At 61.6% G+C, this 13,922-nt stretch carries 14 protein-coding genes; 3 read left to right on the top strand and 11 right to left on the bottom strand.

Features of this window, described 5'->3' with window-relative positions:
• Positions 1 to 135: 135 nt before the first annotated feature.
• A complete protein-coding gene (locus X756_RS148525) occupies positions 136 to 372 on the bottom strand; it encodes a hypothetical protein (protein ID WP_023670353.1) in 237 nt (78 codons plus the stop codon).
• A gap of 233 nt (positions 373 to 605) precedes the next feature.
• On the opposite strand from X756_RS148525, the gene X756_RS148530 reads away from it, so the two are divergent.
• The 3 genes from X756_RS148530 to X756_RS1000000167660 all read left to right on the top strand — a co-directional run bounded on the left by X756_RS148530 (position 606) and on the right by X756_RS1000000167660 (position 2,463).
• Positions 606 to 1,922, top strand: a complete 1,317-nt coding sequence (locus X756_RS148530) for a hypothetical protein (protein ID WP_023730340.1) — start codon at positions 606 to 608, stop codon at positions 1,920 to 1,922.
• Positions 1,923 to 2,207: 285 nt separating this feature from the next.
• Positions 2,208 to 2,306 (top strand): hypothetical protein, encoded by a 99-nt coding sequence (locus tag X756_RS1000000167665; protein ID WP_023670351.1) that lies wholly within the window; start codon positions 2,208 to 2,210, stop codon positions 2,304 to 2,306.
• Between the two features lie 58 nt (positions 2,307 to 2,364).
• Complete coding sequence (locus tag X756_RS1000000167660; RefSeq protein WP_023670350.1) at positions 2,365 to 2,463, top strand: hypothetical protein; 99 nt, start codon at positions 2,365 to 2,367, stop codon at positions 2,461 to 2,463.
• A 191-nt stretch (positions 2,464 to 2,654) separates the two neighbouring features.
• Here X756_RS1000000167660 and X756_RS148535 read toward each other — a convergent pair whose 3' ends face one another.
• The 10 genes from X756_RS148535 to X756_RS148575 all read right to left on the bottom strand — a co-directional run bounded on the left by X756_RS148535 (position 2,655) and on the right by X756_RS148575 (position 13,914).
• Positions 2,655 to 3,830 carry a hypothetical protein gene (locus tag X756_RS148535; protein ID WP_023730339.1) on the bottom strand — a complete coding sequence of 392 codons (1,176 nt, stop codon included), beginning with the start codon at positions 3,828 to 3,830 and terminating at the stop codon, positions 2,655 to 2,657.
• A gap of 145 nt (positions 3,831 to 3,975) precedes the next feature.
• A complete protein-coding gene (locus X756_RS148540; RefSeq protein ID WP_023730338.1) occupies positions 3,976 to 4,857 on the bottom strand; it encodes a DMT family transporter in 882 nt (293 codons plus the stop codon).
• A 584-nt stretch (positions 4,858 to 5,441) separates the two neighbouring features.
• On the bottom strand, positions 5,442 to 6,023 hold the full coding sequence (locus X756_RS148545) for a dihydrofolate reductase family protein (RefSeq protein ID WP_023730337.1): 582 nt from the start codon (positions 6,021 to 6,023) through the stop codon (positions 5,442 to 5,444).
• Positions 6,024 to 6,188: 165 nt separating this feature from the next.
• The gene (locus X756_RS148550) at positions 6,189 to 6,725 is read right to left on the bottom strand and encodes an SRPBCC family protein (protein ID WP_023684811.1); all 537 of its coding nucleotides are present in this window, start codon (positions 6,723 to 6,725) and stop codon (positions 6,189 to 6,191) included.
• Complete coding sequence (locus X756_RS12400) at positions 6,722 to 7,168, bottom strand: metalloregulator ArsR/SmtB family transcription factor (protein ID WP_023730336.1); 447 nt, start codon at positions 7,166 to 7,168, stop codon at positions 6,722 to 6,724. Before X756_RS12400 ends, X756_RS148550 begins: the two co-directional genes overlap by 4 nt.
• 337 nt (positions 7,169 to 7,505) lie before the next feature.
• Positions 7,506 to 7,778 carry a cell division topological specificity factor MinE gene (gene minE, locus X756_RS148555; protein WP_023684809.1) on the bottom strand — a complete coding sequence of 91 codons (273 nt, stop codon included), beginning with the start codon at positions 7,776 to 7,778 and terminating at the stop codon, positions 7,506 to 7,508.
• Entirely contained in the window at positions 7,775 to 8,590 is an 816-nt protein-coding gene (minD, locus tag X756_RS148560) for a septum site-determining protein MinD (protein ID WP_023670342.1), read from the bottom strand. Before minD ends, minE begins: the two co-directional genes overlap by 4 nt.
• A gap of 49 nt (positions 8,591 to 8,639) precedes the next feature.
• On the bottom strand, positions 8,640 to 9,470 hold the full coding sequence (minC, locus tag X756_RS148565) for a septum site-determining protein MinC (RefSeq protein WP_023730335.1): 831 nt from the start codon (positions 9,468 to 9,470) through the stop codon (positions 8,640 to 8,642).
• Between the two features lie 162 nt (positions 9,471 to 9,632).
• Complete coding sequence (locus X756_RS148570; RefSeq protein WP_031238773.1) at positions 9,633 to 11,495, bottom strand: hypothetical protein; 1,863 nt, start codon at positions 11,493 to 11,495, stop codon at positions 9,633 to 9,635.
• The gene (locus X756_RS148575; RefSeq protein ID WP_198020034.1) at positions 11,485 to 13,914 is read right to left on the bottom strand and encodes an ATP-binding protein; all 2,430 of its coding nucleotides are present in this window, start codon (positions 13,912 to 13,914) and stop codon (positions 11,485 to 11,487) included. Before X756_RS148575 ends, X756_RS148570 begins: the two co-directional genes overlap by 11 nt.
• Positions 13,915 to 13,922 lie beyond the last annotated feature (8 nt).

Genomic DNA, 13,922 nt, shown 5'->3' with positions numbered 1-13,922 from the left:
CGGTCTGCGACCGCTTGCGTCCTGGAGAATACACCCACGCGCAGAAATTTTCCACGCCGTGCTTATGGGCCATGCCTGCACAGCTTTTTGCACGCTGTTCGACTTTTCTGGCTGCCACAACCCGGCGCCGCCCCGCTACGGCGTCAGCAAGATGTCGGCGCCCGCTCGCTCGTCGAACACCACCGCGCAGCCGCGCCCCAGCGCCACTGCCGACAGCGCGTTGGCCACCGTCTCGTCCGGCGATACGAAATCACCGGTCAGCACTCGCAACTCCTCCACCGCCCTGGCCATTGACACGCAGTGCCCGGCAACGCGATCGCTCGTGCAGGCGTCAATGACGCTGACGAGGTCGATCATCTCGAACTGGCCCATACCGGCCTCCACAAAAACAGCGTCCCGTCGCGGATATGAACGCCGAGGCGAGAGACAATGTTCCGCAGGTCCGATGCCCAGGCGGAGCACTCGACAGCCCGACCTGGAACGGGCCGGCCGGCGACAACCGCTTCGCTTGACAATAGGCCCTGTTTGTTCTCTATTTGTTCGGCAAAAACGCCTCTCACAACAGACGCGGCTAATGCTGCAACGCCGCAAAGGGAACGGTCGGGATGGAGCCCACCATCCTGCATGCGGATCTCGACGCCTTCTACGCCTCGGTCGAGCAGCTGCTCGACCCGGCGCTCAGGGGCAAGCCGATCGCCGTCGGCGGCGGCGTCGTGCTTGCCGCTTCCTACGAAGCCAGGGCTTTCGGCGTGCGCGGCGGCATGCCCGGACGACGCGCGCGCGAGCTTTGCCCCGGACTGATCTTCGTCGGCGGCCATTTCGCCGACTATCAGCGGCTGGGCGACGCCGCCATCAAGGTGCTCGACGATTTCACGCCGCTGGTCGAGCGGATTTCCATCGATGAAGCCTTTGCCGACGTCGCCGGCTGCACGCATCTGTTCGGGCCGCCGGCCGAGATCGCCGCCACGGTGCGTCAGCGCGTCCGGGCAGAGCTCGGCCTGCCGATCTCGATCGGCGTGGCGCGCACCAAGCATCTGGCCAAGATCGCCTCGCAGGTGGCCAAGCCCGACGGGCTGGTGGTGGTCGATCCGGACACCGAACTTGCCTTCCTGCATGATCTGCCGGTCGGGCTGATGTGGGGCGTCGGCCCGGCGACCAGAGCGCGGCTGGCCGAGATCGGCATCGAGACCATCGGCCAGTTGGCAAAGACGCATGGTGGGGCGCTGCGAAGATTGCNGCGGCTGGCCGAGATCGGCATCGAGACCATCGGCCAGTTGGCAAAGACGCATGGTGGGGCGCTGCGAAGATTGCTCGGGCCCGCCGCCGGCGAAAAGCTGGCGTCGCTGGCATGGAACCGCGACCCGCGAAAGCTCGAAACCCACAGGCGGTCGCATTCCGCCGGCGCGCAGTCGGCGCTTGGCAGACGGCCGGCCGAGGCGCGTATCTTCGGACCCGTCCTGCTGCATCTGGCAGACCGGGTCGCCAGCCGGCTCAGGGCGAAATCACGGCCCGGGCGCACGGTGACGGTGCGCGTGCGTTTCGCCGATCTGCGCGCGGTCACACGCTCGCTGACGCTCGATCAGCCGATTTCGGCAACCGCGATGCTGGCCGAAATCGCCGGGGAGCTGGTGCGCGGCGTGCTGGCCGCCAACCCTCGGGAGAAGACCATCTCGCTGCTGGCGATCTCGGTGTCGCAGCTAGAAGAAAGTGCCGAGCTGCAGCTGGAGCTGCCGCTCGGGCTTGCCGATGAAAAGCAGCGGCCCGGCAGCAGGCAAGGCCTGGCGCGCTTTGGCGCCGACCGCGCCATCGACAAGATCCGCCAGCGCTTTGGCAGAGAGGCTGTCGGCTATGGCGCCGTGGCGCTGGAAGCCCGGCGCTCGGTTCCCGATGCCTTCCGCGAACTGGCGGAGAAGGAACTGTGAGTGCGGCGCGACGGCAAGGCCAATGTTTAGGCTGGGCCAGTCCGCGCTGCATTGCCGCTCTGTTTGAGCAGGCCGACCAACCAGGCCAGACCCGCCGCAGTTTCGGACATTTTCCGCACCGCAACCCGGCCACGCCATGCACGCCCAAGAACAACGCTTTGTCGATGAAGGTGGACTTGCAGTTAGTGCATCGGGACCAAGAAAACCCGGGACGGGACGACGGCGCCGCGAAGGTTGACAGTGCCGATCCGTCTGGCATTATCGCGTAAGCTTGGAGGATTCACTATGAAGAAAACCTATTCGAAGCCTGTTCTGGTCAAAAAAGGCAAGCTTTCGCAGGTTACGGCGCTCGCCAATGGAGCGGGTTCCGGCCCGATCGAGTGAGGTCGTTGAGTCGGACTTTCGCCTGATCTGGCGGCCCGCCTTACACTGGAGATGCGGCATGAAGAAGACCTATTCGAAGCCGGTGCTGGTCAAGAAGGGCAAGCTCTCGCAGGTTACAGCCGATAATGGTAACGGCTCCGGGCCGGTCACCATCTAACAGCCGATCATCCGGACGCCTCGTGCCGTCTGGCCGGGAACAGGGCTTTGGGTGCCCGACGTGGAGAGTGGAAATGAAGAAAACCTATCTGAAACCGGTGCTGGTCAAAAAAGGCAAGCTCTCGCAGGTCACCGCGAACGGTGCTTCCAATCCGCGATAAACCCTTTCACCCCGATTGATCGCGACACGCTTCAGCGCACAACCACCAGATCGTCGAGCACGAGCTGCCAATAGTGGCTCGTTGAAAAACGCACGCGCGTCACCGCCGCCAGCATCGGCGCATAGTGGACGGGCGCCAGTGCCGACAGGACGATCGTGTCGCTGGCGATCAGCCGGTCGCCAAGCCAGCTCTCGACCAGTGCGGTTTCGCCTTCGGACTTCAACCATGCCGCTGTCAGCATCACGGAATGGAACCCGAACGGTTTGTCGCTCGACAATTCGGCCGGGTGTCCGCTGCTCGTATAGCAGACATGGTCTCCCGAGATATTGCCGTTGACGTAGCCTTCGCTGCCTTCGGTATGATCGCGCGCCAGTGCGTTCAGGTTGAACCAGGTCAACCCGGCATAACCGGACGGCACCTTGCGCAGGCCGCGCGTCGTGACATCGTCGAAACCGATGGCCTGCAAGGACGCGGCGCTGTCGACAGCCGCGTTCTCGGGCGACAGCAGGCCGAGTTCGGTCGGGTAGGCCGACAAGGCCAGTCGTCGTTCCATGCCACCGCCGGTGATTTCGATCGCGTCGGCGTCATCGGGCAGATCGAGACGGAAGCCAGCCCCAGCACTTAGCGGATGCACTGCCACCTCTTGCCCTTTCGCCATCACCGAGATGCTCGCCGAAGCACCGTCCGCTACGCGGCCGCTGAGCCGGCGTATCGCAAACAGGCCGACCGGCTGCAGCATTGCTTCCGATACCAGCCCGGTGGGCGAGCCCGGCAGCGGCCGGAGGTGCTGCGACTGGACCTCGTTGGCGCTGCTGGAGCGCCAGCCGGGCGGAACCGACACGGTGAAGCGGTAGCTGCCCGGCACATGGATGGGCGCGGCCCGACGTTTCGCCGACGCCAGGAAATTGGCAAAGCCGCCGCGGTTGCTCCGCGCCGCGGCGACGAACCGGCCGTCGCCATCATGCAGTCTGACCATGATGCCGGCCATCGGGCGGTCGCCGAGCCCGTAGCGGCCGTCGCGATCGGCATCGAAATAGACAAAGGTCGAATGATTGAGCTTGCCGTGGTTGCCCGACCAGTCCTGGCGCACGGCGTAGTCGTTGGCCGGATCTTCACGAAGCCGGGCCTTGCGACGCGACCGCGCCAGCCGCCAGGCGAGAGCCGCAACGACAGCGGCGAACCCGACAAGGAGTATTGCCTTGATCACGGACGGCTCAAGCAATGCTGTCGGCCCTGCTCATCTGGATCTCCTGCACATACATCGATCCATATATCGATGCTGCAGGCGCTTGAGCAACCGGACACGGGACCGGCGGACCACGGCATCGGCGTCACATACCCATTTCAGGCAACTATTCCGGCGATGGCACCGGCGGCTTCGTGGTCAGCGCGGCGCCGAAGGCGGCGACGACCACGGCGGCGATGCCCGCGCATTGCAGCGGGCTCAGGGTCTCGTGCAGGAACAGGAAGCCGGCCAGCGCGCCCAGCGCCGGCTCCAGACAAGTCAGCGTGCCGTAGAGCCTGGCCGGCATCCGGGTCAGCGCCACCATCTCCAGCCAGAACGGCAAGGCGCTGGAGAACAGCCCGACCAGCAGCGCGCTGACCAGGATCGCGGGTGCGATCAGGCCGGTACCCGCCTCGGCGAGGCCGAACGGCAGGGCGAGAGCAGCGGCAATGACCAGCCCGTAAGCCGTGGTCTGGCTGCCAAGCTCGGCGCCCGCCTTTTGCGCAAAGACGATGTAGAGCGCCCAGCAGCCGCCGGCGGCCAGCGCCAGCATCACGCCGATCGGGTCGAGTGCACTGCCGGAGTGGATGAAGGGCGACAACAGCAATATGCCGGCAACGGCAAGCACCACCCAGACGAAGTCGGTGGCGCGCCGCGACGACAGCGTCGCCACGAGCAGCGGGCCGGAGAATTCGAGCGCCACCGCGACGCCGAGCGGAATTCTGGCGAGCGCTGCGTAAAACAAAAGGTTCAGCGCCGCGAGGTTGACGCCGTAGGCGATGAGCCAGGGCAGCACGGCGCGCGACGGCCGCACCCGCCACGGCCTCAGCACCGCCGCTAGCATCAGCGCCCCCACGACCAGCCGCAGCGCCGTGGTGCCATTGGCGCCGATCAGCGGAAACAGGCTCTTGGCGAAGGTGGCGCCGATCTGGATCGACACCATGGCGCCAAGCAACGCGCCGATCGGCAAGGCCTTCGCTTCAGCTGCGGCAATCGGCGTCGACGTCAATTCCAGTCCCTCCGCGCGCGACCAGCCGGCCGTAGCGCAGGCCGGAGATAGGGATAAAGGGCCCGGCTGTCGTGTGGCACGAGCGGGCCGTTGATAGGGCAAGGGTGGGAGGCGAACGCCGACGCATTTCCTCTCCCCCGTCGATCGGGGGAGAGGTGTCGAGCAAAGCTCGGCGGAGTGGGGGTCGACCGTTCATCACATCCGCTGATTGCCTGCTTGCAGGCGTTTCGCGCCCGCTTCCGTCGCTCCTGTTTCGCGGCGACCGTGGCTTTCAGGAGCGCCTTCCCCCACTCCGTCGCCGCTTCGCGGCGCCACCTCTCCCCCCTCCGGAGGGAGAGGAAAATGCCAGCTCGCATAAGCTCGCGCCCTTCCTCTCCCCCCTCGATCGGGGGAGAGGTGTCGAGCGTAGCTCGACGGAGTGGGGGTCGACCATTCATCCGCCTGATTGCCTGCTTGCAGGCGTTTCGCGCTCGCTTCCGTCGCTTCTGTTTTGCGGCGACCGTGGGTTTCATGAGCGCCTTCCCCCACTCCGTCGCCGCTTCGCGGCGCCACCTCTCCCCCCTCCGGAGGGAGAGGAAAAGAAGCTAGTTCGCCAGCCCATACACCAGGCTCACACGTCCATCCGAAAGCGCCTCGGCCTTGCGCAGTTCAAGTCTGTGCCGGGCGTGCACCGTGCCGAACAGCGCCTTGCCGTCGCCGGCGAGCAGCGGGTAGATGATGAGCCGCATTTCATCCACTAGCCCCGCCTCGATCAGGCTGGCGGTGATGCTCGCGCCGCCCATGAGGTAGATGTCCTTGCCGGGCTCGCGCTTCAGCGCCGCGATGTCGTCGAGGCTGCGCAGGAAGCGCGTCGAGGCCCAGGCTGACGTCGTCATGGTGTTCGACAGCACATAGTGCGGTGTCTTGGCAGCAAAGCGCGCCCATTCGAGTTCGGCCGGGTCGACCAGTCTGCCGGTCATCGGCAATGGCTGGTCCGGCTCGTTCTGTTGGATCGCGCTCCAGTAGCGCTCGTAGCCGGCATACATGACGCCGCCGAGCAGGCAGGCGTCGATCTCAGGCATCAGGCCATATTCCTCCGACCAGTTGTCGACCCAGTCGGCGAAGCCTTCGGGGCCTTCCATCTTGCCGTCGATGGAGATCTTCATTCCGGTGATCAATTTACGCATGACTTCCTCCTTCGGGCTTGCGGGATGCAAGCACGTTGCCTGGTTTCACTTCCGATGACGCGCCGCTGTGTCTGGCGAAGGCGCGTGTTTCGCCGGCCCTTGCGCCGGCATCCGATGCAAGGGATCGATGGGGCCCGGTCGGACCGGGCGATGCGTTAGGTCAGGTCAGGCCGGCAGGCGCCGGTCGTATTCCGCCACGATACGGCTAAAGCTGTCCCAGAACGGTTCGGGCTTCTCGGCCGCGACGCGGGCAACCAGGAGGTCGAGATGCACGTGCCAGCCTGCGGCATGCATCATCAGGCTCGAGCGGTCCGGCAGGCGGCGGTGGACCAGGGTGAGCAAGACGTCGTCGCCGCGCTGCGCCAATTCGAAGGTGACATTGCCGCTGCCGTTCCAGGTGATGGTGAGCTTGCGCGGCGGATCGCACTCGACGATCTGGTTGTGCATCCGCTGCTCGCCGCCACTGAAGCTGGCCGGCCTGTCGCCGGGCGGGTCGGTCAGTTCGTCATTGCGCCAGACCAGCTCGAAGGAAGAGCCTTCCTCCATCTCCATGTCGCCGGCCGCCAGCCATTGGCGGCGCAGATCGCTCTGCGTCAGATATTCCCAGACGCGCTCCCTGGTTCCGGGCAAAAGCCGTTCGATCCTCAACGTGGCCGGCTGGATCAGCTGGGCGTAGCCGTCGAAGCTGTTCATCTGGTTCATCGGTCGTCTCCCTCGGATGATGTTGGCCTGGATGTGTCTGGCTTGGGTGATTCCGGCTTGGATGGTTCTGGATTTGCCGGTGCCGGCGTTGACGGCGTTGTCGACGTTTTGCGCCCCGCCTCCTCGCGCAAAAGCTGTTCGAGGACATCGAGGCGGCTGTTCCAGAAACGCGCGTATTGGCCGAGCCACTGATAGGCGGTGGCCAGCGGGCGGGCCTCGAGGCGGCAGACATGGGTGCGGCCGCGCACTTCACGCCGGATCAGCCCGGCATGCTCCAGCGCCTTGATGTGCTTGGAGGCGGCGGCCAGCGACATGGCAAAGGGCTGTGCCAACTCGCTCACCGTACGCTCGCCGCCGGCGAGGTCGTTAAGCATGTTCCGGCGCGTGGCGTCGCCAAGGGCGTGAAAAACCTGGTCCATCTGGGGCGTCTCTAATTCAACCATGTAGTTGAATATAGAGGCGAGACTTTAGATAGTCAACTAGTTGGTTGAATGTTTTTTGGGGATTAGCGCAAACGCCCTACCTCCCCCTTGTGGGGAGGTCGGACCGTAGGTCCGGGCGGGGGTGCTTGGCGCAGGCGAGCGCGAGGAGCGCAATCTCCCCCCTCGTGGGGGAGATGTCCGGCAGGACAGAGGGGGGCGCGAAGGATCGCTACCTCTCAGCGAATCCAGATCTTCGGCAAAGCCGTTGCTACATGTAATTGACAGGCCAGCGGGACAGTGCCCCCCTCTGGCCTGCCGGCCATCTCCCCCACAAGGGGGGAGATCAGCAGCTTCAATCTCACCCAGCCATGGCCAGCGGCACTGCGCTCTTGTTGGGGATCTGGATGTCGATCTCCAGCGTCGACATGGTCTCGCCGCGGTCCATCGAGACTTGCAGATAATCCTGGTCGATCTGCACATGCTTGGCGATCACCGCCATGATCTCTTCGCGCAGGATGGAGACGAGATCGGGCTGGCTGCGGTTGCGGCGCTCATAGGCGAGAAGCACTTGCAGCCGTTCGCGCGCCACCGGCGCGCTGGTGCGCCGCTTGAAGATGTCGAGCAGGTTCATGCCGCCCTCCTTCCCAAAAGACGATCGAGGAAGCCCTTGCGTTCGAAGGGCACGATGACCGGCAGCTGTTCGCCCTCGAGCCGCTTGGCCGCGTCGATGTAAGCCTTGGCAGCGGCATTGAGCGGCTCCGACAGCGTCACCGGCGAACCGAGGTTGGAGGCGCGCAGCACATCCTGGCTCTCAGGGATAATGCCGAGCAGCGGCACCGACAGGATCTCCAGCACATCGTCGATCGACAGCATTTCGCCCCGCGCGGCGCGTCCCGCATCGTAGCGCGTGACCAGCACATGCTTGGCGATCTGCTCGCCCTCCTCGGCCCGCAAGGTGCGGGAATCGAGCAGGCCGATGATGCGGTCGGAATCGCGCACCGACGACACTTCCGGATTGGTGACGATGACCGCCTCGTCGGCAAAGCGCATGGCGAGCTGCGCGCCTCGCTCGATGCCGGCCGGGCTGTCGCAGAAGACGTAGTCGAACACCGACCGCAGCTTGCCGATGACCTCGGCCACGCCCTCCTCGGTCAGCGCATCCTTGTCGCGCGTCTGCGAGGCCGGCAGCAGGAACAAAGTCTCGACCCGCTTGTCGCGGATCAGCGCCTGCGACAGCTTTGCCGAGCCCTGGATGACGTTGACGAGGTCGAACACCACGCGCCGTTCGGCGCCCATGATCAAATCGAGGTTGCGCAGTCCGACATCGAAATCGACCAGCGCCACCTTCTTGCCGGTCTTGGCGACCGCCGCCCCCAGAGCCGCGGTAGAGGTCGTCTTGCCGACGCCCCCCTTGCCCGAGGTGACCACCACTACCTTGCCCATCAATAAAGCCTCCGTTGTTGTTCGTTATGTCGTTGTCGGGCGAGACGCATTAGCTGAAAGGGGCGATGCGCAGCATGCCGTTGTCGAGAAATGCCTGCACAGGCTTGCCCCGGACTGACGGGTCCATCTCCTCGGCCGTGCAATACCAGCCATCGACCGAGAGAAGCTCGGCTTCGTTCCTGCGGCAGAAGACACGCGCCGCCGTGTTGCCTTGAGCGCCTGCCGAAGCGCGGCCGCGCAGCGTGCCATAGACATGGATCGAGCCGGTGGCGACGATCTCGGAGCCGGACGCGACCGAGCCCAGCACGATGACATCGCCATGCGGATGGAAGATCAGCTGCCCTGAACGGATCGGCGAGCGGATCATCAGCGTGCCGGCGTCCGGCGCGGCGATTTTGGCGTCTTTCGGCTGTGCCTTGGCATCGCTCGCCGGTTTCAAATCGCCCGCCTTCAAATCGCCGGCCTCTGCCTTGATGTCACCGGCCGCCTTCATGTCGCTCACCGCAGTGGCGTCCTCCGCCCTGCCCGCCTTGCGGCTGGGCTGCAGCAGACCGTCGGTGGTCGCCTCCTTGGCGCCGACCAGCACCGGCGGCAGATGCGCGCCAAGCTCGGCGCCGCCATCAAGCTCGATGGCATAGATGCGGATGCCGCGCTGGCCGAGCAAATCGACCAGCGCTTCGATGGCCACGACATCGGGCTTCAGCACGTTGAGATCGAGCACCACCGGGCGCCCGGCAAAATAGCCCGGCGAATTGCCGACCCAGCGATCGAGGCTCTCCAGCCAAACATCCAAAGGCGCCTCCGGCGTCAGCGTGAAAGCCACGAAGGAGCGGGCGCGAAAGCGAATGGATTTGGCCTCGAGGGGAGCGGCAAAGGTCACAGCGGGCGATTCCTTACTGAGAGGTAAACGCTAGCCGTGGTATGGTTAATGAAAGGTTAACGGGAGGGGTGGATTCGCGGGCAGTGCGTGCCACATCTTAGCGGGTGCCGCCACCTAGTGCGAGCGTTACCGCCCCGCAAGAGGTTGGCAACTGAAGACCAATCAGGCTTTCGAGTAATCGTGTTCGTAGGCATCCCTAGCCAAGAAGCGACTGTATGCGGTGAGTAAGGAAGCTGCCAGCGGATCGCGAATGCGCCCGCACCGTCGGAGAGGATATGCGAAGCCGCCATTGTCGTAGGATCCGTATTTCGCAAATGCCTTCTTTGGCGACCCTCTTGGTATAACGGCGGCCGCCAACAACGTTGCGACTACGTCTTTATGAGCGGTGCGAGCATCCTCAATCTGTCTGGTTATCTTGGAGAAGTGGATTCTTAGCTTCCCATCTCGATTTTCCCAAGCCTTGCTGGGAAGGCTAAGAGCCGGGTCTGGTGCAGCGCTCAATTGGCAACGGCCATCCTTATTCAAGACAGCGAGATCGAGAACGTGAAGATTCGCCGGCGTGGCATCGGCCAGCTGAACCACAGCGGGCTGCGCGCCATTGTGATCGTAGTGGTCCAGCGAAAAACTCAAACTATCTTTTGGGACCGTCTCAGAACCCAACGGTCTTGTGCGAAGAGGCGCCAGAACCGCGACTTTGAAATTCTCTTCCCGTACACGCTCTCCATTGCTGCGGACCATAAGATCACAAGGCTGCGCAATAAGAACCCAAAGCTTCATCCCTTCGCCTTCGCCGACTTCAAAGATGTCACCGTTGCGAAGTGGGTCATTGTATCCGTTGATCAACTGTTCGCTTTCATAAAGCTCTTCCCAGCGGAGTTTGTGGAGACGCTCCTGAGCACTTGTTGAAAGCTCTCTACTAATGTCAGCGATTTCCTTGACCGTCCGAGCCGCAAGAGAAAAATCTCCTACTGCGGCTTGCTGAAGAATATGGACTTTGACTTGATCCTTCTGAATGATCCCATAAAGCCGTATCAAGGTATCTAACTCTGAGACGCCTTCGACCTCCGAGGATTTTACCACCATGTGTTCGAAGTCGAGCGGATCGAGGTCGTAAAAGCGCTCAAGTGCGTCCTTTAGCGCCGTGGCGAAGGCCGACGACGCCAAACTCTTCATTGTCTCACAATAGGTATTTATAAGCGTCCGGTAGACTGCAGCGTAGAATGCTGGAGCATCGTCAAGAGTGGCCTTAGCGATTGGCATGAAGAACCGCAAATCTATCCTTTCTTCCTTTTCCAATCGCCGCCATGAAGCCACTTCTTCACCCATAGCTACTGTGTGAGTGAGCATCCCACAAAACCACCGGGTGCCAAAGCCTGACTTTTCCTTTTCAGCCATGTCCCTGATGATGTCGGAGCCCTTGGCGAATCCGAGGTTTACATCATCGACTTCCAGTTCCTGATCGAAAAGAAATAGTGTTCGACGGTCGTCAGAACACTCCGCAATCAACTCGGCTCGTCGTTCGTGCCACAAATGCGGGGTCAGCAAATTCGCCGTAGCGGTTTTGGGCAGTAAGACTTGTAGGCGTCCCAACGCCTCTCGCTCGGCGGCATCCTCAGTCTGGGTAGCCAATACACCGCGGAGGGCCTTAAGTCCCTCAGCATTGAGTGCGCCTAGGCGAGCATCGACCTGTTCCTGAAGGGCTTCGTTGTCGAGCGCTAGTATAACGCCTGGAAAGAACGGAGCGAGTACGTCATTAGCGGTAGGCTTTGCCGCCAAGACCTTGACGATAGCCCCGACGTCGACCTGAAGCTCAGCCTTGTCGTCGACGAAAACTATCTTGACGATCTTCAGCCGCTCGAAAAGCTGAGCAAGCATGGCGCTGCTTTTATCCGAAGGTGCTTTGTCGGGCTCGTTGACACCCGCATTGCCATCAAGCTCTGGCGACGCAGTTGCCAGTGCGGCGGGCTCCACAACGGCCAACGGTTTTGCGGTGTCAACTTTTAAAGGCTTGGGTTTACTGACCATCGACTATCCCTGACAGATCTAGTTCAAAAATGTATCTGCGGTGGTGTTCATTGCGCTCACTAAGAAGCGAGACGGTACAACCTAGTGACTCTAAGATCTGTGCGCTGATGAATAGGCCGAGCCCTCTACCCTCTTCCTTGGGCTTCAGGGTGACGAAGGGTTCGAAGAGAGCGTCTTCTACCACAGGATCGACGCCCCCAGCATTGTCCCAAATACGCAAGCGAGGGGGCGCATACGAGATAGTCAATTTGGGTTTGAACTCCTTGTCCCGCGATTGAGCCTGCTTGAGCCAATATTCCGAGTTCAGGAGGATATTATCGATGACTTGCGTCAAGCGACCTTTGTTCGTCTTCACTGAAAAATCAACACTATCAGACCGCGTCTCTGTTTGGATGCTGTCGTCAACCCATCTATCTCTGAAGTGTTCGCTGATTTCGTTGACGAGCTTCGACATCCGGAAGGTCTCGATCTTGTCCCGCTGGTAACGAAGGGACGATGAAAGGTGGCCTATCTGCCGGCGCAACGCGGACGCCGCGGAGGTGACTTCCTGGCCAAGCACCAACAGGTCAAGATTTTGAGGCACCGTTTTTCGCGCCCGCGCAACTGCGCTGGACGCCTTTTGCATCAAGCGGTCCGTCTGGTTTTGAACCTCGTGAGAGAGTGCCTCAGCCAGCAATCCTAGGCCCGCCAACTCCGAGAAATCTCGAAGTTGATCGGTCAATACGTCCAGCCTCGGCGATAGGCTGACGACGATATCTGCGAGTTCCTTAGCCTCAGCGGCGTACCTGCTGAGTTCCGTAAATAGAGCCTGAGATGCCTCAAGCGCTTGGTTCGCTTCGGTAAGCAATTCGGCCAACTGTCGCTCCGCGGCACTCGACAAGACAGGCGTCTGCTGAATTCCGGCAGTGACAGTGGCGATTTTTTTCCGTGCGGCGGCGGTGCTGGCTTCGAGTGACTTCGCGGCCCGGCTATAAGTCGCCAAGCGGCGCGCTACGTCTTCGGCATCTGTTATTGCCTTGCGACTGCCTTCGAAGGGTTTGGATCGGGTAGGAAGGTCGGCCTTGTATGTATTGAAGTTCCGCCTGGTCCATTCGTAAAAGCTACCGATTGTCTCGGCGGCGTGAATCATGAGGCGCCGAAAATTTTGGGAATAGGGGTTAGAGACGAAGCCCTCTCGATCTGTCTTTTCCTTTAGGTTCCCGTTTGCGGCTTCGCTGATTGAAACAAAGCCGATAACATTCTGCGGTCTCAATCCGTAGTACGATGTCGCGCTGGTCTGCTGTGCGCTCAGTCGCAGCCAGTCTTCGCCGTTCAGCCCATAGGGCTTGATCGCGAAGCCATCGCGAAACACTTTTATGCCTGCATGGAGTTGAACGATTTCTCGGACTTCCGTCGTGTTCGCCAACCCTCCAAGCTTAGCGCCTACCTCGTCACCACGCAGTAGAAACTCATCTATTTCCGCGTGGAAGGGCCCGGGGTCTGCAATGACCGTGCGGGAGCCACCGGCCGCACTTTGCAGAGTCTCAATGTTGCCGAGTGCCGACAGCGAAAGTCGGTAATTAAATTCCATAAAGTAGTTCGGATCTTCACTGTATTTAAATTCCACGGTCGATTTTCGCTTTTTCAGGTAATCGAAAAAGGCTTTCCCATTGTCTCGGGCTAAAAGTTGTTCGAACGATTCTGAATCCTGATTGCCCCGGAGTTTAATAAGTCGAAATTTGCCGGTGAGATTCAACTGGAGGTCGGAGTAGTCGATAACGAACTTTCCGACCGCTGCGCCCCGGACCTTTGCTGAGACCTGACCCAGATCGATCGGCCGCCCATCGATCCGCAGAGTCACCAAGAAAGGGCGAGCTTCTACGAACGGGGATATGATTTGTGATAGATCAGCAATCAGCTTCACCACTGCGGTACCGCGCCAAACGTCCGCATTTCGTAGCCCGGAGATGGCGAGCATGGTGCCCTTCTTCCGGCTCTGCTTGCCTGCTGTCTCGATCGAAACCGGAACCTCGCTGAGGCTCTTGTCGTCTGTAAATGCGTTCCACGCAAAGGCGACGTGAAGAGTGTCTGGGTTGCCATCCTTACGAGTGTAGAGTTCGAGATTCTGGCCTAGCTTTTGCGTGCTTAGACGCCCCAACCCCTTGTCCCCTAGCGGCGTTCGGCCCTTCGGGGTGGTGAGGCCTGCGGCCTTCATGACCCGCTTTCCTGAAAGCGATATCATCAGCCAGCCACGCTCAATCTCGATCTGGTCCATCCCCATGCCATCGTCATCGATGGTTATGTAGCCGACAGCACCAGGAAATTTGCTCTCTGCACCGGGGGGCGGATCAGTCGTGTTGACCACAACATGGGCGTAGTCGGCGTCTGCATCATAGGCGTTTTTGACTAACTCGACGATCGCTGTAACTTCGTCGGACACCAACTCGT

Origin of the sequence: Mesorhizobium sp. LNJC405B00, assembly GCF_000502615.1 — a bacterium.
In the GTDB taxonomy this organism is placed as follows: domain Bacteria; phylum Pseudomonadota; class Alphaproteobacteria; order Rhizobiales; family Rhizobiaceae; genus Mesorhizobium.
Note: the sequence above shows the minus strand (reverse complement) of the source record. Positions and strands in the feature narration are given on the sequence as shown.